The 19,556-nt window shown below is 63.4% G+C and carries 15 protein-coding genes; 11 read left to right on the top strand and 4 right to left on the bottom strand.

Translation table 11 applies throughout. The features are described 5' to 3' along the window. Window positions 1-50: 50 nt before the first annotated feature. The 3 genes from pdxA to CXP40_RS07030 all read right to left on the bottom strand — a co-directional run bounded on the left by pdxA (window position 51) and on the right by CXP40_RS07030 (window position 5,232). Window positions 51-1,046 carry a 4-hydroxythreonine-4-phosphate dehydrogenase PdxA gene (gene pdxA / locus CXP40_RS07040; protein WP_106733199.1) on the bottom strand — a complete coding sequence of 332 codons (996 nt, stop codon included), beginning with the start codon at window positions 1,044-1,046 and terminating at the stop codon, window positions 51-53. Between the two features lie 99 nt (window positions 1,047-1,145). Further along, window positions 1,146-2,438: a peptidylprolyl isomerase gene (locus CXP40_RS07035; protein WP_106733394.1), complete on the bottom strand. Its 1,293-nt coding sequence runs from the start codon at window positions 2,436-2,438 to the stop codon at window positions 1,146-1,148. Further along, window positions 2,419-5,232 carry an LPS-assembly protein LptD gene (locus CXP40_RS07030; RefSeq protein WP_106733198.1) on the bottom strand — a complete coding sequence of 938 codons (2,814 nt, stop codon included), beginning with the start codon at window positions 5,230-5,232 and terminating at the stop codon, window positions 2,419-2,421. Before CXP40_RS07030 ends, CXP40_RS07035 begins: the two co-directional genes overlap by 20 nt. Window positions 5,233-5,356: 124 nt before the next feature. Between CXP40_RS07030 and CXP40_RS07025 the strand changes: the two genes are divergently transcribed. The 3 genes from CXP40_RS07025 to CXP40_RS07015 are packed head-to-tail and all read left to right on the top strand — an operon-like array spanning window position 5,357 to window position 7,812. Next, a complete protein-coding gene (locus tag CXP40_RS07025; RefSeq protein ID WP_106733197.1) occupies window positions 5,357-6,382 on the top strand; it encodes an aminoglycoside phosphotransferase family protein in 1,026 nt (341 codons plus the stop codon). Beyond that, a complete protein-coding gene (gene murU, locus CXP40_RS07020) occupies window positions 6,379-7,050 on the top strand; it encodes an N-acetylmuramate alpha-1-phosphate uridylyltransferase MurU (protein WP_106733196.1) in 672 nt (223 codons plus the stop codon). Before CXP40_RS07025 ends, murU begins: the two co-directional genes overlap by 4 nt. Further along, on the top strand, window positions 7,051-7,812 hold the full coding sequence (locus CXP40_RS07015) for a DnaJ domain-containing protein (protein WP_106733195.1): 762 nt from the start codon (window positions 7,051-7,053) through the stop codon (window positions 7,810-7,812). Here the strand turns inward: CXP40_RS07015 and CXP40_RS07010 are convergent. Continuing rightward, window positions 7,809-8,807 (bottom strand): alpha/beta hydrolase family protein, encoded by a 999-nt coding sequence (locus CXP40_RS07010; RefSeq protein ID WP_106733194.1) that lies wholly within the window; start codon window positions 8,805-8,807, stop codon window positions 7,809-7,811. The genes CXP40_RS07015 and CXP40_RS07010 overlap by 4 nt on opposite strands. Before the next feature lie 113 nt (window positions 8,808-8,920). Between CXP40_RS07010 and CXP40_RS07005 the strand changes: the two genes are divergently transcribed. The 8 genes from CXP40_RS07005 (at window position 8,921) to CXP40_RS06970 (ending at window position 19,536) form a co-directional block, all read left to right on the top strand. After that, complete coding sequence (locus CXP40_RS07005; RefSeq protein WP_106733193.1) at window positions 8,921-11,326, top strand: PAS domain S-box protein; 2,406 nt, start codon at window positions 8,921-8,923, stop codon at window positions 11,324-11,326. Further along, the gene (locus CXP40_RS07000; RefSeq protein ID WP_106733192.1) at window positions 11,323-11,952 is read left to right on the top strand and encodes a response regulator transcription factor; all 630 of its coding nucleotides are present in this window, start codon (window positions 11,323-11,325) and stop codon (window positions 11,950-11,952) included. The genes CXP40_RS07005 and CXP40_RS07000 overlap by 4 nt, the downstream gene beginning before the upstream one ends. Before the next feature lie 261 nt (window positions 11,953-12,213). Further along, window positions 12,214-13,311, top strand: coding sequence for an ABC transporter ATP-binding protein (locus CXP40_RS06995; RefSeq protein ID WP_106733191.1), 1,098 nt, complete (start codon window positions 12,214-12,216; stop codon window positions 13,309-13,311). 53 nt (window positions 13,312-13,364) lie between these two features. Then, window positions 13,365-14,396: an ABC transporter substrate-binding protein gene (locus tag CXP40_RS06990; RefSeq protein WP_106733190.1), complete on the top strand. Its 1,032-nt coding sequence runs from the start codon at window positions 13,365-13,367 to the stop codon at window positions 14,394-14,396. A 66-nt stretch (window positions 14,397-14,462) separates the two neighbouring features. Beyond that, window positions 14,463-15,710 carry an ABC transporter permease gene (locus CXP40_RS06985; RefSeq protein ID WP_106733189.1) on the top strand — a complete coding sequence of 416 codons (1,248 nt, stop codon included), beginning with the start codon at window positions 14,463-14,465 and terminating at the stop codon, window positions 15,708-15,710. A 203-nt stretch (window positions 15,711-15,913) separates the two neighbouring features. Beyond that, window positions 15,914-16,741 carry an ABC transporter permease gene (locus CXP40_RS06980; RefSeq protein WP_017675659.1) on the top strand — a complete coding sequence of 276 codons (828 nt, stop codon included), beginning with the start codon at window positions 15,914-15,916 and terminating at the stop codon, window positions 16,739-16,741. A 104-nt stretch (window positions 16,742-16,845) separates the two neighbouring features. Next, window positions 16,846-18,210 (top strand): sigma-54-dependent Fis family transcriptional regulator, encoded by a 1,365-nt coding sequence (locus CXP40_RS06975; RefSeq protein ID WP_106733188.1) that lies wholly within the window; start codon window positions 16,846-16,848, stop codon window positions 18,208-18,210. 177 nt (window positions 18,211-18,387) lie between these two features. Continuing rightward, complete coding sequence (locus tag CXP40_RS06970) at window positions 18,388-19,536, top strand: iron-containing alcohol dehydrogenase (RefSeq protein ID WP_003463513.1); 1,149 nt, start codon at window positions 18,388-18,390, stop codon at window positions 19,534-19,536. Window positions 19,537-19,556 lie beyond the last annotated feature (20 nt).

Below are 19,556 nucleotides of genomic sequence, written 5' to 3'. Positions count from 1 at the left end.
ACAGTCTACCAGCGAATGGCGTCGCGGGCGCGGGCCGTGGCCTCAGCGGCTCATGTCGTGCCGCTGGCGGCCATCTGGTAGGCGGTCTCCAGCGCCACTTGCAGGCTGCCGATGTCGACCTTGCCAGTGCCGGCCAGGTCCAGCGCGGTGCCATGATCCACCGAGGTGCGGATGATCGGCAGGCCCAGGGTGACATTCAGCGCGGCGCCGAAGCCCTTGAACTTGAGCACCGGCAGGCCCTGGTCGTGGTACATGGCCAATACCGCATCGGCCTGTTCGAGATACTTCGGGGTGAACAGGGTGTCGGCCGGCAGCGGGCCGATCAGGTTCATGCCTTCCGTGCGCAGGCGTTCCAGCGTCGGCTCGATGATCTCGATTTCCTCGCGACCCAGATGGCCGCCTTCGCCGGCGTGGGGGTTGAGCCCGCAGACCAGAATGCGCGGTTGGGCGATACCGAATTTACCTTGTAGATCTGTATGCAGGATGCGCGTGACGCGTTCCAGGCGCTCGGCTGTGATAGCGGCTGCAACGTCCTTCAGGGGCAAATGGGTGGTGACCAGCGCCACACGTAAGCCGCGGGTTGCCAGCATCATCACCACCTGCTCGGTGTGGGTCAGCTCGGCGAGAAACTCGGTGTGGCCGGAGAAGGCGATGCCCGCTTCGTTGATCACACCTTTGTGCACGGGGGCGGTGATCATTCCGGCAAATGTCCCATCCATACAGCCTAGGCCTGCGCGGGTGAGGGTTTCCAGTACGTAGGCGGCGTTGGCGGGTGTCAGTTTGCCTGGGGTTGCGGGGGCAGCCAGCGGCGTATCCCAGACATAAAGAGCGCCCGCTGCTGCGGGCTTGTCTGGCCAGTGCTGCGGGCTGACGGTAAGCAACTCGATAGTCAGCCCCAATTGTTTTGCGCGGTCCGCCAGTAGCTCGCGACTTGCGATGGCGACCAGTGGCGCAGGCTGGGCCTGTTGGGCCAGCAGCAGGCAGAGATCGGGGCCGATGCCGGCGGGCTCGCCTGGGGTGATGGCAAAGCATTGCTGCGCAGTCATGGTCGCTCTCTGTGTGGGCGCGGGGGCGTCAGTTTACGCTGCCGAGCCAATAACGAAAAAGCCCGGCACAGGACCGGGCTTTCGTACGCGATGACGCTGTTACAGCTTGGTCTCGACGTAGGCTTCGTCGCGGATCTGGCGCAGCCAGGCCTGCAGCTCCTCGTCGTACTTGCGGTTGCGCAGCACGTTAACGGCTTGTTGCTCGCGGAACTGCGCGCTGCTGTCAGTGGCGCGGCGGCCCATGACTTCCAGCACATGCCAGCCGTAAGGGCTCTTGAATGGCTTGGACAGCTCGCCGCTTGGGGTGTTGTTCATCACCTCGCGGAATTCGGGCACCAGTGCGTTCGGGTCGATCCAGTTCAGGTCGCCGCCGTTGAGCGCAGAGCCCGGATCTTCGGAGAAGCTCTTCGCCAGCTCAGCGAAGTCCTCGCCATCGATGATGCGCTGATACAGGCGCTCGACCAGGCGACGGGTTTCTTCTTCGCTGCGAATTTCGCTGGGCTTGATCAGAATGTGGCGCACGTGTACTTCGTCGCGCACCTGGGTTTCGCCGCCGCGCTTCTCGATCAGCTTGAGGATGATGAAACCGCCCGGCGTACGCACCGGCTCGGTAACCTCGCCCGGGTTCAGTTGGCTGATCATGTTGTCGAACGGCGGAGGCAGCTGGCCCGCTTTACGCCAGCCCATTTCACCGCCTTCCAGGGCGTTCTCGCTGGCAGAGCGAGAGACAGCCAGTTGGGCGAAGTCCGCGCCTTGCTGCAGTTGCTGATAAACCTCCTGCGCCTGACGGTCGGCCGTCTGGATTTCGCTGGAGGACGCACCTTCGGAAACCGGAATCAGGATGTTGGCCAGACGGAATTCTTCCGACAGCTGCATCTTGCCCAGGTCGGAAGCGAGGAAGTTCTGCACTTCCTGATCGGTAACCTGAATGCGTTCGGCCACGCGGCGCTGGCGCACACGGCTGATGACCATCTCGCGACGCACCTGGTCACGTGCATCGGCATAGGACAGACCGTCGCGTGCCAGTGCTTCACGGAACTGCTCCAGGCTCATGCCATTGCGCTGAGCGATGGTGCCCATGGCCTGGTTCAGTTCTTCGTCGGTGATGCGAATGCCGGAGCGGTCGCCGATCTGCAGCTGGATGTTCTCGATGATCAGGCGCTCGAGCACCTGCTGGCTGAGTACGTTGCCAGGAGGCAGGGAGCCGCCGCGCTTGTCGATGGTTTGTTGCACTTCACGCAGGCGAGCGTCGAGTTGGCTCTGCATGACCACGTCGTTGTCGACGATGGCCACGACGCGATCCAGTGGGCGAACCTGGGCCTGAGCCGTTGCTGCCAGCAGTGCTGCGCCCAACAGCAGGGGGCGCAGGCGATCAGAAAGCTTGGTCTTCACGTTCACGGTAACCTTGAATGCCTTGGTCGAGGAAAGTTTCCACCTTGTTGCCAACAACGCCGCCGAGGCCCTTGAGGACGATCTGCAGGAAGATGCCGCGGTCCGGCTCGTCGTTGCGCGATGGGTCGAGGCTGACTTCGTCGTAATCGATCCAGTAGCGGTTGATCAGGCGCAGCTTCCAGCAGCAGCTGTCGTATTCGAAACCACCGAAGGCTTCGAGAGTACGGTTGCGGCCATAGTCGTACTGCCAGCGCGAGATCAGGCTCCACTGCGGAGCCAGCGGCCAGATGACGGAGAAGTCATGCTGGTCGATCTTGTAGTAGTTCTTGATGTAGTTGGGGTTCGGCGAGCCGTCGGCAAGGGTCTCGTTACCGTAGTCCGGGTTGGTGGTCCAGGTACCGCTGTCACGGTCATAACGCACGGTGTCGTTACGATAGCGATAGCCGAAGTTGACGATCTTGCCCGGATTGGCTTCTGGCTGGTAGTGGAACATCGCGCTGCCCGAGCGGGTGGCGTGTTGGTCCGGATCCCAGTTGAAGGTGGACGAGAAACGCCAGTCGCGATTGAAGCGATACAGGTACTCCAGCGCATAAGGCGACACATCGGCGGTAGCTTCTTGGCGGGTACGGTAGTCGATACCCGGCAGTTGAACCTTGCGGTCTTCGAAGTAGAATGCCTGGCCGATGCTGAAACGCTGGCGCTCGAAGCCGTTAGGCTCGATCCAGCGGCTGGTCACGCCTAGCGACAGCTTGTTCTCGTCGCCGATGCGGTCCTTGCCACTGAAGCGGTTTTCACGCCACAGCGAGGCGTAGCTGAAGGTCGGCTCGCCCGTATCGAACACCGGGATGTCGGTCTGGTCTTCTTCCGGCACATAGAGGTAGAACGCACGCGGTTCCAGGGTCTGGCGGAAATCTTTGCCGAACAGCTGGGTGTTGCGGTCGAAATACAGGCCGCTGTCAACGCTGAGCAGGCCAACGCCACGGTTGGGCGAGCGCTTGTAGTCGACACCGAACCACTGGCTTTCGGGGTCATTGGTTGCCAGATCTGCCTTGCCTTGACCGTCGAGGTTTACCTGGTACTGCGTCTGCAGGTACTTGACTTGAGGCTTGATGAAACCCCAGTTCCAGTTCAGTGGCAGAGCAACGCCTGGCTCCAGGTGCAGACGTTCACCATCTGCACGGTCCAGTCCGGTCAGACGTTCGTCGTACCAGAGGTCTTGCGGCCGGCCGGTTACCCCGTCTTTGTCAGTGAAGAAGCCCGAGCGCAGGTTGCGATCAAAGCGCACGTATTCGGTGCCATAGGTGAAGTCCAGGCCACCCGGATTGAACGGCAGTTTGCCATCCAGGGTGATCTGCGGCAGACGATCATACGGCGTCACATCAGTGATGTTAGCCAGTTCGTATGCATGCACGTTCAGGCGTGCGGTATAGCTGTCACCGCGATAGGTCAGCGTGCCGCGCTGGTCTACGTAGGTTTGCTTGTCGATGCCCAGATCGGTATCGAGATCCTGGAAGTAGTACGGGTCGCTGATATCGGTGTAGTCGACTTCGGCGAGCAGGCGCGAGTTCAGGCCCTGCTTGTGCTGCCAGCTGTACATCCAGCGCTGGTCTTCGTACTCGGACTGCAGCTTGCGCTCGTCTTCGCTGTCGTTCAGCCATGCGCCGCCGACCTGGCCTTCGCTGCTCTCGGTCAGGTAGCGGAACTCACCTTCCATCAGCAGGCCGCGTTTGGCCATATAGGTCGGGTACAGCGTGGCGTCGTAGTTCGGCGCCAGGTTGAAGTAGTACGGCGTTTGCAGCGAGAAACCGTTGCCGCTCGACGTGCCGATGCTTGGCGGCAGGAAGCCGGACTGGCGACGGTCGTCGATCGGGAAGTAGATGTACGGGGTGTAGAACACCGGAATGTCCTTGACCCGCAGCGTCACGTTGGTGGCGGTGCCGAAGCCGGTCGCCGGGTTCAGAGTGACGTTGTTGCCTTTCAGGTGCCAGGCGTTGTCGCCCGGCTCGCAACGGGTATAGGTGCCATCCTTGAGGCGGATGATCGCGGTCTCTTCGCGCTTGGCGTAGAGCGCGCTACCACGCACGTGGGCCTGGTGCATCACGTATTCGGCATTGTCGATACGGGCTTCACCATTATCCAGCTGCAGTTCAGCACGGTCGCCGACCACCAGCATGCCCTTGTCGCGCAGGCGTACGTTGCCGACCAGTTCGCCACGGTTTTCCGTCTGGTGCAGGCTGGCTTCGTCGGCCTCGACTTGCATGCCGGATTGGCGCAGGACGACATCACCGGCGAGGGTAGCGATCTGCTTTTCCTGCTCGAAGCGCGAGGCTTTGGCGGAAACGAACATCGGCGACTCGTCCAGCGGCGTGGTGTCATCCATGCCCGGACGCAGCGGCTCGACATAGGCGCCTGCACAGTAAGGGCCAGCCTCGGCCAACTGTGCTGCAGTCAACTTATCGCGCGGGACCCAGTCCAAGTGACTGTAATCGGGGCTGCGCGAGGTAAGGGCACGGCCCTTGCTCTCGGTGACCAGCACCGGGGCAGCATCCTGCTTGGCTACCGCCTCGCTGGTGGTGCCACCCGAGCTGACAGCATCGCGGCTGTGCACTGGACGCGGAGGCAGGGCGCTGGCCGCCGATTTCGGCGCGCAGGCCCAGCCGCCCGTGGGCGATGCCTGGCAATCGTATTGCTCGGCGGCAAAGGACTGTAGGCTAAACGCGGGCTGTAAGGCCAGGAGGCTGCCGGTGACCAGCAGCGGGAATTTCTTGCGGAACGCGGGGTATTTTACTGCCATCTTGTTAGTCCGGGCTTCCTGCGCGCTATCGGCCCAGGGGCCGCACGCCTCTCGATGGGCTGAAAAAGATGCTGGATAATAAAGCATGACCCGCGCAACGGCTAGCGCCGTCGGAGACCCCTCGATGTCTGAACACGATGTACGTCTGCAACAGCTGCAAACATGGCTCGCCGAGCAACTGCCCCTCCTGTTCGCAGCACGCGACTGGGGAGCGGTCCCGGAGGCCGAGCTCACTCCCGCCAGCAGCGACGCCAGCTTTCGCCGCTATTTTCGTTGGCAGGCCGGTGAGCGCAGCCTGATTCTGATGGATGCGCCACCGCCCCAGGAGAACTGCGAGCCGTTCGTCCGTATTGCGGCCTTGCTGGCTAGTGCAGGTGTGCATGTGCCACAGGTATTGGCTGCCGATCTTGAGCAGGGCTTCCTGATTCTCGATGACCTGGGCCGCCAGACCTATCTGGATGTGATCAACGAGCACAACGCCGACCAACTGTTCGACGATGCCATCGAGGCCTTGCTCCGGCAGCAGCGCTTGCCGCTCGACAGCCATCTGCCGCATTACGATGAGGCGTTGCTGCGGCGTGAGTTGCAGTTGTTTCCCGAGTGGTACGTACAGCGCCACCTGGGATACAGCTTTACCGCCGAGCAGGAGGCCGCCTGGCAGCGCATCAGTCGGTTGTTGATCGACAGCGCCCTGGAACAGCCCAAGGTGGTGGTACATCGCGATTTCATGCCGCGCAACCTGATGCAGAGCGCGCCTAACCCCGGCGTGCTGGATTTTCAGGATGCCGTCAACGGCCCGGTCACCTACGACATCACCTGTCTGTTCAAGGATGCATTCCTCAGCTGGCCCGAGGCGCGCGTGCAGGACTGGCTGCACGGGTACTGGGAGCGCGCCAAGGCGGCGGGTATTCCGGTGCAGGCATCGCTCGACGACTTTCTACGGGCCAGCGACCTGATGGGCGTGCAGCGCCACCTCAAGGTCATCGGTATCTTCGCGCGCATCTGTCACCGCGATGGCAAGCCCAAGTACCTGGGCGACGTACCGCGTTTCTTCTCTTATATAGAGGCCGTTTTGGCGCGTCGGCCGGAGCTCGCCGAGCTGGGTGAGCTGTTCGCCAGCCTGGCGAAAGATGAAGGGGCACGTGCATGAAGGCGATGATCCTCGCGGCGGGTAAGGGCGAGCGCATGCGGCCATTGACCCTGCATACGCCCAAGCCGCTGGTAAAGGCGGCGGGTGTGCCGTTGATCGAGTACCACATCCGCGCCCTGGCTGCTGCGGGCTTCACCGAGCTGGTGATCAACCATGCCTGGCTAGGCCAGCAGATCGAGGATTATCTGGGCGATGGCGCGCGCTTTGGCGTGCATATCGTCTATTCCGCCGAAGGCGAGCCGCTGGAGACCGGTGGCGGCATCTTCAAGGCGCTGCCGCTGCTGGGCGCTGAGCCGTTTCTGGTGGTCAATGGCGATGTCTTCACCGACTACGCCTTCGCCGCGCTGCGCCAGCCGCTTGTCGGTCTGGCGCATCTGGTGCTGGTGGATAACCCGACCCATCACCCGCAGGGTGATTTCATTCTCGCGGCTGGCCAGGTGCATGACGGCGAGGCGACAGGCGAGCGGCTGACCTACAGCGGTCTCGCCGTGCTGCATCCGCGTCTGTTCGCCGGCTCTGCGCCGGGCGCTTTCAAGCTGGCGCCGCTGCTGCGTGAGGCCATGGCGGCAGGACAGGTGAGTGGCGAGCACTATGGTGGCTGTTGGGTCGACGTCGGTACGCACGAGCGCCTGGCTGAAGTCGAACGCTTGCTGCAGGAGGCACGTTAAGTGTTGTGGCCGGCCACCATGCTCGGGGCGGCGGCCGGGCTCGCTCTGGCCAGCATTCCGGGTGCACTGCTAGGCGGTCTACTTGGGCAGGTGCTGGACCGTCGCCTGCGCCTGCACGGCTGGGACAATCTGCGTGAGCGTCTGGGCGGTCGTGCTGCGCCGACGGATGACGACTTGTTGTTTCTGATGCTGGGACGTCTGGCCAAGAGTGACGGCCGGGTTGTACAGAGCCATATCCAGCAGGCGCGTTCGGAAATGCAGCGGCTGGGGTTGGACGCGATGGCTCAGCGTCGTGCCATCGAAGCCTTTGCCCGTGGCAAGACCGGACGGGACAACCTGCGTGCCCCGCTGCAGCGTCAACGCGAGCGTGCCGATGCCATGCTGCGAGCTTGCTGGCGCATGGCCTGGGTCGATGGGCGGGTGTCGCCCAGCGAGCATGAGTTGATCCTGCTCTGGGGCAAGTGGCTCGGCTGGGACAGCGCCCGACTCGATAGCCTGGGCGAGGAGTACGCGCCACGTCGCAGCCAGCAACCTGCGCCAGCGGGCGGCAGTTATCAGGAGGCGTTGCGACTGCTAGGCGTCAATGAAGGCAGCGAGCCTGAGCAGATCAAACGCGCCTACCGGCGCCTGCTCAGCCGGCATCATCCGGACAAACTGGCTGGCTCGGGCGCCTCGCCTGAGCGCATTCGTGAGGCCACTGACACCACGCGTCAGCTGCATCAGGCCTATGCATTGATTCGCCAGCGTCGCGGAATTCGTTAGCTGCCCGCAGCGCGAATATGCAGTTTCAACCAGCCACGTAGACGGCGGTACAGCTGCTCCTCCTGGACATCCAGGTTGCCCGGCAGCGCCTTCATCGCTACCTGTACATAGGTGGGCAGCTTGGCCCGCTTGCTGGCTTGCAGACGTTTCAGGGCAGCCGTGCGGTCGGCGGCCTGATCCTTGTAGAAGAAGTCGCCAGTGGCCACCGGCAGTTGGGCGACCAGTTCGTCCAGCGGTGGGGCGAACCCTGCTGGTACATCCGCCGCCACCATCAGCAGGTTCTGGACATTCGCGGGCTTGCGTTCGCTCAGGTAGCGCGCGGCCCAGTAGGCGCCGCTGCCGTGGCCAAGCAGGACGATTTCCTTGGCCTGCTGTTGGCTGGCGAAGGCGATGGCGGCATCGATGCGCGCCATCACGCGCTCGACATGGGCCTGGCGCCGTTGATCCGGGCTGGTTGTGCCGCTGTCCGTGGCCTGTGTGGCTTGTGTCTCCGGTGCTTGTGGAGGGCTATCGGCTGCGGGGAGCACCTCGGTACTTGCTGGGTCAGCGGGCGCTGCTGCGGTTTCGGCGCTTGCATCACGCAGCGGCAGCGGGTCTCCGTCCGGGTCCGGTAGTGTCAGGCTCAGACTGTGCCAGCCGGCGTCAGGCAGCTTGCGTCTTAGCGGGCCCACTGCGGCGGCGCCGTCGGCGTTTTCCACGTCACCGGGTAGCAGAATCACCGCACCGCTGGGTTCACCGACGTTGGCCGGCAGCCATAGCGCGAGGAAACTTTCGGCGCCGGCCTGCAGCATCTGCTGCTCACGTTTGTCCAGGCGCTGCTCCAGCGTCAGCGCATCGCTGACGCTACGCTCGGGCAGTGACGGTCGCTCGTTCGACGCCGGCTTGTCGGCTTCGCCAGGCGCGGCGCTCTGGGCATCCCCGGTCGGTTCCTGTGCCCAGCCCGTGGTGGCGCAGAGCAGGCAGAAACCGAGCAGTGCGAGTGAGTTCAGGCGCATCGATGAAGCTCCTTGGGGTCTGCTACAGAGCCTAATGCCGAGCTTCGCTTTTGTCAGGCCATTAGCGAAAGACTGGAGTAAGGTAAGCAATCGCGTCAGCGGATTCACCGTGCATGAAGTCCCTTCTCCGTTCCCTTATTTACCTGTTGATAGTGGCGACATCCTGCGTCTGGGCCGAGAGTGCGCGCATGCCATTGCGCCCGGCTTTCGACGCAGAGCAGCGTGCCTGGCTCAAGGAGCATCCAGTGCTGCGCGTGGGCATGATCCAGCAGGCGCCCTGGGTGCAGCGCGGGCAGAACCGGCAGCTGACGGGCGCCAATGTCGAGCTGATGCAGCGCTTGCTCGAAGGCATGGGTGTCGCGCCCGAGTGGCGCCTGTATACGAGCCAGGAGGCGCTGGATCAGGCCGCCAACGCCGGTGAGGTGGACCTGGCGCCGGGGCTGCAGCAGACGCCGGCTGGTCTGCGTATCTGGCATTACTCCATGCCCTACCTACGTGTGCCGCATCTGGTAGTTGGGGAGCGCAGTGGCAGCGGTGCGGTGGATCTCGATCAATTGCCACTGGAGCAGACGGTCGCGTTGCGCACGCCGAGCCAGGCTGCCGAATACCTGGAGCGCACCCACACCAACCTGCGTCTGCGCGCGACGCCGTCGGAGCGCGCCGCCTTGCTGTTGGTGCTCAACCAGGAAGTCAGCTACGCCGTGCTGGATGAAGCGAGCCTCAGCCTGCTGCTCCGCGAATCGCGTTTCTCCAGCTTGAGCATCGTCGGTGATATCGGCTTGCCGCAGCTGCTGCGCCTGGCTACGCGGCGTGACCAGCCGCTTCTGTCCGGTATTGTCGACCGGACTTTGCAAGCGCTGCCTGCCCGTGAACTGGAGGAGTTGCGCGACACCTGGATGCCGCTGCGCTATCCGCAATCCACCGACTTCGTCGGCTTCTGGAAGACGCTCGCGCTATTTTTCGGCCTGCTGCTGATGCTGGGGGCAACCGCGCTTTATCGGCAACGACAGCAGACGCGTTTGCTCGAGCGCGGGCTGCTGGGCGCGCGTGGCGAGCTGGATCGTCACCAGCAGGCCGCCGAGGCATTGCGCCTGAGCCAGTTCTCCATCGACCACAGCACGGTGGGCATTCTCTGGGTCAACTGGGACAGTCACCTGCGCTACGCCAACCGCGCTGCCGAACGCATGCTCGGCTACGCCCCCGGTGAGCTGGTGGACAAGCCATTGAGTCAGTTGGAGCCGGGCCTGCATATGGACCGCTGGCTCAACCTGTGGAAGCGCGTGCGCGAGCAGGACGAGGGTTCACCCAGCTTCGAGGTCGACTGCCTGCGCGCCGATGGCAGCCGCATGCCGGCTGACGTATCGCTGAGTTTTCTACGCTATCGCCAGGCCGAGTACCTGGTGGTGTTTCTCAGTGACGTTACCGAGCGCCGCCGTGCGCGTGCCGCGTTGGAGGAGAGCGAGGCGCGCTTCAAGGGCATTGCCGGCAACGTGCCCGGGCTGGTGTTTCGCCTGGAGCGCGCCGGGCCGGGAGCGGTGGTCAACTTTGCCTACATTAGCGAGGCCAGCCAGGACATGGTCGGCTGGCCGGCGCAGGAGCTGCAGCGTGAGGAGCGCGGCATCCGCAGCCTGGTGCATCCGCAGGATCTGAACAGCTATCTGAACAGCCAGACGCTGGCGCTGGAAGGCGAGAGCGACTGGTACTGGCAGGGGCGCATCCTCACCGCCGAGCAGGAGGTGCTGTGGGCCGACATTCGTACCACCGCGCGTCCGCTGGGCAATGGCCGGGTGGTGTGGGACGGCATCCTCTGGGATATCACCGAGAACAAGCTGGCCGAGCTGGCCCTGGCCGATTCGCGGGCGCGTCTGCGCGAATTGTCGGCGCACCTGGAAAGCGTGCGTGAGGAAGAGAAGGCGCGCATCGCCCGCGAAGTGCATGACGAGCTGGGCCAGGTGCTGACCGTACTCAAGCTGGAGACGGCGATGTGCGAGCTGGTTTGCGCCGGGCAGATGCCCGAGTTGGACGAGCGCCTGGCGAGCATGAAGCGCCTGATCGCGCAGTTGTTCCAGCTGGTTCGCGACGTGGCCACGGCGCTGCGGCCGCCGATTCTCGATGCCGGCATTGCCTCGGCCATCGAGTGGCAAGTGCGGCGCTTCGAGGAGCGCACGCAGATTCCCTGCCTGGTTGATGTGCCGGAGCACCTGCCGCATCTGCCGGATGCCCAGGCCATCGGCATGTTCCGCATTCTCCAGGAGGCGCTGACCAACGTCATGCGCCACGCTGGCGCGCACAGCGTCGAGGTGCGCCTGTGGCAGGAGGGTGGCAGCCTGTGTCTGTCGGTGGTCGACGATGGCAAGGGCTTCGATCCGGCGCTGCGCAAGCCGGGGCAATCCTTCGGCCTGGTCGGCATGCAGGAGCGCATGCTCATGCTCGGTGGCCAGTTGCAGATTGACAGCCAGCCTGGCGAGGGCACTACCCTGTGCGCGTGCATCAATCTGGAAGAGGAGATCGCAGCGTGATTCGGGTACTGGTGGCCGAAGACCACACCATCGTGCGGGAAGGCATCAAGCAACTGATCGGCATGGCGCGTGATCTCGAGGTGGCTGGCGAAGCCTGCAATGGCGAGCAGCTGATCGAGGTGCTGCGTCGCACGCCTTGCGACGTGGTGCTGCTGGATATCTCCATGCCCGGCGTCAACGGTCTGGAGGCCATTCCGCGCATCCGCGCGCTGAACGAGGCCCCGGCGATTCTGGTGCTGTCGATGCACGACGAGGCGCAGATGGCGGCACGCGCGCTCAAGGCTGGCGCTGCCGGCTACGCGACCAAGGACAGCGACCCGGCGCTGCTGATCACTGCGATTCGCAAGGTGGCCGGCGGTGGTCGATATATCGACCCGGCGCTGGCCGACCGCATGGTCTTCGAGGTGGGCCTGACCGATTCGCGCCCGCCCCACGCGCAACTGTCCGAGCGCGAGTTCTCGGTGTTCGAGCGTTTGGTGCGGGGCGAGGGGGTCAACGACATCGCCCTGCACCTAGCGATCAGCAACAAGACCGTGAGCACGCACAAGGCGCGCCTGATGCAGAAGCTCGGCGCGCATTCGATGGCCGATCTGGTGCGCTACGCGATGGAGCATCGCCTGGTCTGAGACCAGTGTCCGTAGGAGCGGCTTCAGCCGCGAAGCTCTCATAGGCAATTCATCGCGGCTGAAGCGCAATGCCGCCCAGCCGCTCCTACGGTTCGTCGGGCGCTCGAAAACCGAGGTAATCACTCGGAATTTGTAGGGCGATCCCTACACAAGATTCTCCTCGCGCCTGATATCAGCTTGTCATCCCGCCCGATTTTTCACCCTGTCGCGCCGACCTAATCTTGGCTCATCGGCCTGAGACAAGAACAAGGGTGTGGTGTGATGGCAAACGATGTACTGGTGAGCTTCCGTGGCGTACAGAAGAGCTATGACGGCGAAACGCTGATCGTCAAAGACCTCAACCTGGATATCCGCAAGGGTGAGTTTCTGACCCTGCTCGGCCCGTCCGGTTCCGGCAAGACCACCAGCCTGATGATGCTGGCCGGTTTCGAGACGCCGACCGCTGGCGAGATCCTCCTCGATGGCCGCTCGCTGAACAAACTGCCGCCGCACAAGCGTGACATCGGCATGGTGTTCCAGAACTACGCGCTGTTCCCGCACATGACCGTGGCCGAGAACCTGGCCTTCCCGCTGAGCGTGCGCGGCATGTCGCGCACCGATATCAGCGAGCGGGTCAAACGCGCCCTGTCGATGGTGCAGCTCGACAGCTTCCGCAACCGTTACCCCGGCCAGCTTTCCGGTGGTCAGCAGCAGCGTGTGGCCCTGGCCCGTGCGCTGGTGTTCGAGCCGCAGCTGGTACTGATGGATGAACCCCTCGGCGCGCTGGACAAGCAACTGCGTGAACACATGCAGATGGAGATCAAGCACCTGCACCAGCGCCTCGGCGTGACCGTGGTCTACGTCACCCACGATCAGGGCGAGGCGCTGACCATGTCCGACCGCGTGGCCGTGTTCCATCAGGGCGAGATCCAGCAGATCGCCCCACCGCGCGAACTCTACGAAGCGCCGCACAACACCTTCGTCGCCCAGTTCATCGGCGAGAACAATCGTCTGGCTGGCGAGCTGGTCAGTCGCGATGGCGAACAGTGCGTGGTGCGCCTGGCGCGCGGTGAGGAAGTGCGCGCCACGGCGGTCAACGTCGGTGCCGTCGGCGAGGCAGTGAGCCTGTCGATTCGTCCCGAGCGCATTCGCCTCAACGGCCACAGCGAGGCCTGCCCGAACCGCTTCTCCGGGCGTATCGCCGAGTTCATTTACCTGGGCGACCACGTGCGCATCCGCATGGAGGTCTGCGGCAAGTCCGATTTCTACGTCAAGCAACCCGTGGCCGAGCTCGATCCGGCGCTGACGGTTGGTGACCTGGTTCCGCTCGGCTGGTCTGTCGAGCATGTCCGCGCGCTGGATCCACTCCACATCGAGTGAGCCTTTCGCGCAGTGCTTCACCTTTACCCCGTAACACAGAGGAGCTGATAAGAATGACGAAATCCCTGAAGCTCGCGGCGTTGGCCCTGGGCGTTAGCTGTGCCATGCCGGCACTGGCGGTGGATCTGACAGCGGTATCCTTCGGCGGCGCGAACAAGGCGGCGCAGGTCAAGGCGTTCTACGAACCCTTCGAGAAGGAAACCGGCAACAAGGTGCTGGGCGGCGAATACAACGGTGAAATGGCCAAGGTCAAAGCCATGGTCGACACCCGCAGCGTGAGCTGGGATCTGGTGGAGGTGGAGTCGCCGGAACTGGCCCGCGGTTGTGACGAAGGCCTGTTCGAGGAGCTTGACCCGGCGCAGTTCGGCGACGAGGCCAATTTCATCGAGGGCGCCATCCAGCCGTGCGGCGTGGGCTTCTTCGTCTGGTCCACGGTATTGGCCTACAACGCCGACAAACTGAGCGCCGCACCGACCAGTTGGTCCGATTTCTGGGATGTAGCGAAATTTCCGGGTAAACGCGGCCTGCGCAAGGGCGCCAAGTACACCCTGGAATTCGCCCTGATGGCCGACGGCGTGCCGGTCAAGGACGTGTACAAGGTGCTGGCCACCAAAGAAGGCCAGGATCGCGCGTTCAAGAAACTCGACGAACTCAAGCCGAACATCCAGTGGTGGGAAGCTGGAGCCCAGCCGCCGCAGTACCTGGCCTCCGGCGACGTGGTGATGAGCTCGGCCTACAACGGTCGTATCGCGGCGGTGCAGGGCGAAAGCAACCTGCAGGTGGTGTGGAACGGTGGTATCTACGACTTCGACTCCTGGGCCATCCCGCGTGGAGCCAAGAACGCCGAGCTGGCCAAGGAGTTCATCGCGTACTCGGTCAAGCCCGAAGCGCAGAAGACCTACTCGGAGAACATCGCCTACGGCCCGGCCAACAAGCAGGCCATCGAGCTGCTGGCGCCGGAGCGTCTGAACCTGATGCCGACCACCCCGGAAAACATCGCCAACCAGGTGGCCATCGATGTGACCTTCTGGGCTGACTACGGCGAGCAGCTGGAGCAGCGTTTCAACGCCTGGGCCGCGCGCTAAGTCGCCTATCCGGCCCCGCCTCATGGCGGGGCCGTCTGAATTCCTTTCTTGCTTGCGGAGTTGTCCATGGCCGCCGTACTGCCTGCCAATGATTTGCCCGGGCCGAGCCTGAAGCAGCGACTGGCCCGTGCCGAGCGTTTCAATCGCCTGAAATCCAAGGCGCTGATCCTGCCGCTGTTGCTGTTTCTTCTGCTGACCTTCTTGCTGCCTATCGGCGCACTGCTCATGCGCAGTGTGGACAACCCGGAAGTGGTCGGCAGCCTGCCGCGCACCGTCGAGGCGATTGCTGCCTGGGATGGCCGTGGCCTGCCGGATGAAGCGGTATACCAGGCGATTGCCAGCGATATGCTCGAGGCACGGCGCAATCAGAGCCTTGGCGATCTGTCCAAGCGCCTGAACATGGAGCTGGCGGGCTTCCGTAGCCTGGTCAGCGCCACCGCACGCAAGCTGCCGCTCCGCGAGGAGCCAGCGTCCTACCAGGAAGCTTTCCTTGATATGGACGAGCGCTGGGGCGACCCCGCCTACTGGCAGGTGATCCGCCGCAATGCCTCGTCGGTTACGCCTTATTACCTGCTGGCCGCGCTCGATCACCGCATCGACGACCTCGGCGAACTGGCCAAGGCCACGCCGGATCAGGCCATCTACCTGGATATCTTCGCCCGCACCTTCTGGATGAGCCTGGTGATCACCGCCATCTGCCTGGTGCTGGCTTACCCACTGGCTTACCTGCTGGCCAACCTACCGACGCGGCAGGGCAACCTGCTGATGATTCTGGTGTTGCTGCCGTTCTGGACATCGATCCTGGTGCGGGTCGCGGCCTGGATCGTGCTCTTGCAGTCCGGAGGGCTGATCAACAGCGCGCTGATATCGTTGGGGATCATCGAGCAACCACTGCAACTGGTGTTCAACCGCAGCGGTGTGTACGTGGCCATGGTCCACATCATGCTGCCGTTCATGATCCTGCCGATCTACAGCGTGATGAAGGGCATCTCGCCCAGCTACATGCGTGCGGCGGTGTCGCTCGGCTGCCACCCGTTCGCCAGTTTCTGGCGGGTGTACTTCCCGCAAACGCTGGCCGGTGTCGGTGCGGGTTGCCTGTTGGTGTTCATCCTGTCCATCGGCTACTACATCACCCCGGCGCTGCTGGGCAGCCCGAACGACCAGATGATCAGCTACTTCGTCGCCTTCTACACCAACACCACCATCAACTGGGGCATGGCCACGGCCCTCGGCGGCCTGCTGCTGGCCGCGACGCTTGTGCTCTACGTGGTGTACAGCTGGCTGGTCGGCGCCAGCAAACTGCGCCTGGGATAAACGCGGTCTGCGCAGCAGGCCATCTGATGACCCTCTCCCATTCATGGGAGAGGGTGCCCGAAGGGCGGGAGAGGGTGCTTGTTTCGGCACCCCCGTCTCTCGGTAACCGAACTCGGGAGGAGGGCACAAGAAGAGCGCCCTCTCCCCCAGCCCCTCTCCCATAAATGGCAGAGGGGAGCTAAATGCTAAATGGAGTCACAGCCATGCTCAGCCCCTACATGTCACCCGTCGAGCGCCTCTGGTACTACGGCCTGCGCATTCTCTGCGGCCTGGTGCTGCTGTTTCTGATCCTGCCGGTGCTGGTGATCGTGCCGCTGTCGTTCAACTCCGGCACCTTCCTGGTCTACCCGCTGCAAGGATTCTCGCTGCGCTGGTACGAGGACTTCTTCATGTCCGCCGACTGGATGCGTTCGCTGAAGAACAGCCTGATCATCGCCCCGGCCGCCACTCTGCTGGCCATGGTCTTCGGCACCCTGGCGGCCATCGGTCTGACCCGTGGCGAATTCCGTGGCAAGGCGCTGGTGATGAGCCTGCTGATCTCACCGATGATCGTCCCGGTGGTGATCATCGGTGTGGCCAGTTACCTGTTCTTCGCGCCGCTGGGCATGGGCAACAGCTACCTGTCGCTGATCTTGGTACACGCGGTGCTCGGCGTGCCGTTCGTGATCATCACTGTGTCGGCCACGCTGCAGGGCTTCAACCACAACCTGGTACGCGCCGCCGCCAGCCTTGGGGCCTCGCCACTGACGGCGTTTCGCCGGGTGACCCTGCCGCTGATCGCGCCGGGCGTGATCTCGGGTGCGTTGTTCGCCTTCGCCACCTCGTTCGACGAAGTGGTGGTGACCCTGTTCCTCGCCGGCCCCGAGCAGGCCACTCTGCCGCGGCAGATGTTCAGCGGCATCCGCGAGAACCTGTCGCCAACCATCGCCGCCGCAGCGACCCTGCTGATCGGTTTCTCCGTCCTGCTGCTGCTGACTCTGGAGTGGCTGCGTGGGCGCAGCGAGAAGCTGCGTACTTCGACGCCGGAATAAATCGCCGCAGCTGCATGTTCAAGGCCTCGCCGGGAAACCGGCGAGGCCTTGCTCATTTCCGGGCGTAGAATGTGTAGTTTCTCCTGACCCAACAAGGCAGCCAGATGGACTTCGATGATCCCGGTTTTCGTGAGCTGATCGACGCGTTGCACGATGGCGTCTACATCACCGACGCCGATGGCATCACCCTCAAGGTCAACAGTGCCTATGAGCGTCTGACCGGGCTGCGTGCCGAGGACGTCGTCGGCCAGCATATGCAGGCGCTGGTAGAGCAGGGTGTGATCTCGCAGTCGGTGTCCTTGCGTGTGCTCAAGGAAGGCAAGGCGCTGTCGCTGATGCAGAGCGTCAGCCAGGGCAAACGCCTGCTGGTCAGTGGCACGCCGATCTTCGCCGCCGATGGACGCGTGCGCTATGTGGTCAGTACCGTGCGCGACATGACCGAGCTGTTGCGCATGAAGCACGAGCGCGACGAGCTGCAGCAACTGAAGCAGCTGCGTAACAGCACGGCCAAGCTGCATGCCGGCCAGCGTGACGACCTGCTCGATGCCTCGCCGGTCGCCGACAAGCCCGCTTCAGGGCGCGTCTTCATGCAGGCGCGGCAGGTCGCGGCCAGCGACGTAAAGGTGCTATTGCAGGGTGAGACCGGTGTCGGCAAGACCCTGATCGCCCAGTACATCCACAAGAGCAGCCCGCGCGCGGCGCAGCCGTTTCTGGCGCTGAACTGCGGTGCGCTGCCGGAGAACCTGATCGAGGCCGAGTTGTTCGGCTATGTGCCGGGTGCGTTCACCGGCGCCGGCAGCAAGGGCAAGCGCGGTCTGCTGGAGCTGGCGCACCAGGGCACGGTTTTTCTCGATGAGATCGGTGATCTGCCATTGCCGCTGCAGGTCAAGCTGCTCAAGGTTATCGAGGAGAGCCGCTTCATCCCGGTCGGTGGTCTGGAGTTGAAGGAGGTGGACGTGCGCATCATCACCGCCACCCACCACGACTTGCGCACGATGGTCGCCGAGGGCCGTTTTCGCGCCGACCTCTACTACCGCCTCAACGTCGTGCCAATCCACATTCCGGCGCTGCGCGAGCGGCCCGAGGAAATTCAGCCGTTGCTGGATTTCTACCTGGCCGAATTCAATCAGCGTTATGGTCGAGTGCTGAGTTGGGAGCTCGAGGCGCTCGACGCGCTGACCGACTACGCCTGGCCCGGCAACATCCGTGAGCTGATCAATCTGGTCGAGCGCCTGGTAGTGACCAGCAGTGGTGAACGCATCGAACTGTGCGATCTGCCGGAGGAAATGCGCGTTGCTCGCAGCGATGTCGACGACCTGCTGCCATTGCGCAAGCAGGTGGAGAACCTCGAGCGGCGCCTCATCCGCCGCGCCCTGATGCAGCACAAGACCACCCGTGAAGCGGCCAAGGTGCTCGGTCTGAGCCAGGCGACCCTGGTGCAGAAGATGAAGCGCTGGGAGCAGGGTTGATTGGAAAATGGATCGTAAAAGGCTCATTTGATTGGTTTTCTGATCAAGCGCAACCCGCTGCGCGTTGTGACAAATCGACGCAAGCCTTCTAGCACGCCGCTTTCAGCGAGCTGGCACAGGATTGGCTATGGCAAGCCCCGAACCCGCTCAGCACAACAACGCACAAGGGGCCTGCTGATGAACACTGCCGCATTCAAGATCGCCAACAAGCTGCTGACCGGCCAAGGGGCCGTGGAGCAACTGGCGCTCGAACTGTCTCGACTGAATATCACCAACCCGCTGATCGTTACTGACGCCATCCTGATCAAGTCCGGTACGGTTGAGCATGTCCTCAAGCAACTCGGCGAGCGCCGCTATGGCATCTATGACGGTGTCGAGCCGGAGCCGGAGATCGCCATCGTCGAAGCCTGCGCCAAGGTCTATCGCGACGGCGGCCACGATGGCCTGATCGGCGTCGGTGGCGGCAGCGCCATCGATATCGCCAAGGCCGTGGCCGGTTACGTCGGTCATGACGGTGCATTGGAAGAGTTGTTCGGCGTCGATCAGATCAAGCGTAAAGGCCCGCCGCTGATTGCCATTCCGACCACTGCTGGCACCGGCTCGGAAGTGACCAACGTGTCGATCCTCTCCGATAAGCAGGCGCAACTGAAAAAGGGCATCGTCAGCGACTACCTGCTGCCCGACGTGGCCCTGGTTAGCCCGCTGATGACCCTAACCTGCCCCCGTGGCGTGACCGCCGCCAGTGGCGTCGATGCATTGGTCCATGCGGTGGAGTCCTACCTGTCGGTTAATGCTTCGCCGATCACCGACGCCCTGGCCATCGGCGCCATCAAGCTGATCGCCAAGGCGTTGCCCAAGGCCTATGCCAATCCGGCTGACCTGCTCGCTCGGGAGGATATGGCGACCGCCAGCCTGATGGCCGGCATGGCCTTCGGTAATGCCGGCGTGGGCGCGGTGCATGCGCTGGCCTATCCGCTGGGCGGTCGCTTCAATATCGCTCACGGCGTCAGCAATGCCTTGCTGCTGCCTTACGTGATGGCCTGGAACAAGCTGGCCTGTGTCGAGCGCATGGCCGAGATCGCTGCTGCTCTCGGTGTGCAAACCCATGGCCTGAGCGACAAGGCCGCCGCCGACCTGGCCGTCGAGGCCATGGCCGAGCTGTGCGCCAGCGTCGACATTCCCAAGGGCATGCGCAGCTTCGGCGTGCCGGAAGACGCCATCCCGGCCATGGCCGAGGAAGCGAGCAAGATCGATCGGCTGATGCGCAACAACCCGCGGCGCCTGACGGCTGGCGACATCGAACAGATCTACCGCGCTGCCTACTGATTACCGCAACGAAGATGAAA

The sequence above is a fragment of the Pseudomonas sp. YY-1 genome, from assembly GCF_002843095.1.
GTDB classification, from domain to species: Bacteria; Pseudomonadota; Gammaproteobacteria; order Pseudomonadales; family Pseudomonadaceae; genus Aquipseudomonas; species Aquipseudomonas sediminis_A.
Note: the sequence above shows the minus strand (reverse complement) of the source record. Positions and strands in the feature narration are given on the sequence as shown.

What these genes read in the sequence shown, in the direction of transcription:
- pdxA (WP_106733199.1), bottom strand. Translation starts at nt 1,046, where the DNA reads ATGACTGCGCAGCAATGCTTTGCCATCACCCCAGGCGAGCCCGCCGGC.
- CXP40_RS07030 (WP_106733198.1), bottom strand. Translation starts at nt 5,232, where the DNA reads ATGGCAGTAAAATACCCCGCGTTCCGCAAGAAATTCCCGCTGCTGGTC.
- CXP40_RS07025 (WP_106733197.1), top strand. Translation starts at nt 5,357, where the DNA reads ATGTCTGAACACGATGTACGTCTGCAACAGCTGCAAACATGGCTCGCC.
- murU (WP_106733196.1), top strand. Translation starts at nt 6,379, where the DNA reads ATGAAGGCGATGATCCTCGCGGCGGGTAAGGGCGAGCGCATGCGGCCA.
- CXP40_RS07010 (WP_106733194.1), bottom strand. Translation starts at nt 8,807, where the DNA reads ATGCGCCTGAACTCACTCGCACTGCTCGGTTTCTGCCTGCTCTGCGCC.
- CXP40_RS07005 (WP_106733193.1), top strand. Translation starts at nt 8,921, where the DNA reads ATGAAGTCCCTTCTCCGTTCCCTTATTTACCTGTTGATAGTGGCGACA.
- CXP40_RS06995 (WP_106733191.1), top strand. Translation starts at nt 12,214, where the DNA reads ATGGCAAACGATGTACTGGTGAGCTTCCGTGGCGTACAGAAGAGCTAT.
- CXP40_RS06990 (WP_106733190.1), top strand. Translation starts at nt 13,365, where the DNA reads ATGACGAAATCCCTGAAGCTCGCGGCGTTGGCCCTGGGCGTTAGCTGT.
- CXP40_RS06985 (WP_106733189.1), top strand. Translation starts at nt 14,463, where the DNA reads ATGGCCGCCGTACTGCCTGCCAATGATTTGCCCGGGCCGAGCCTGAAG.
- CXP40_RS06980 (WP_017675659.1), top strand. Translation starts at nt 15,914, where the DNA reads ATGCTCAGCCCCTACATGTCACCCGTCGAGCGCCTCTGGTACTACGGC.
- CXP40_RS06975 (WP_106733188.1), top strand. Translation starts at nt 16,846, where the DNA reads ATGGACTTCGATGATCCCGGTTTTCGTGAGCTGATCGACGCGTTGCAC.
- CXP40_RS06970 (WP_003463513.1), top strand. Translation starts at nt 18,388, where the DNA reads ATGAACACTGCCGCATTCAAGATCGCCAACAAGCTGCTGACCGGCCAA.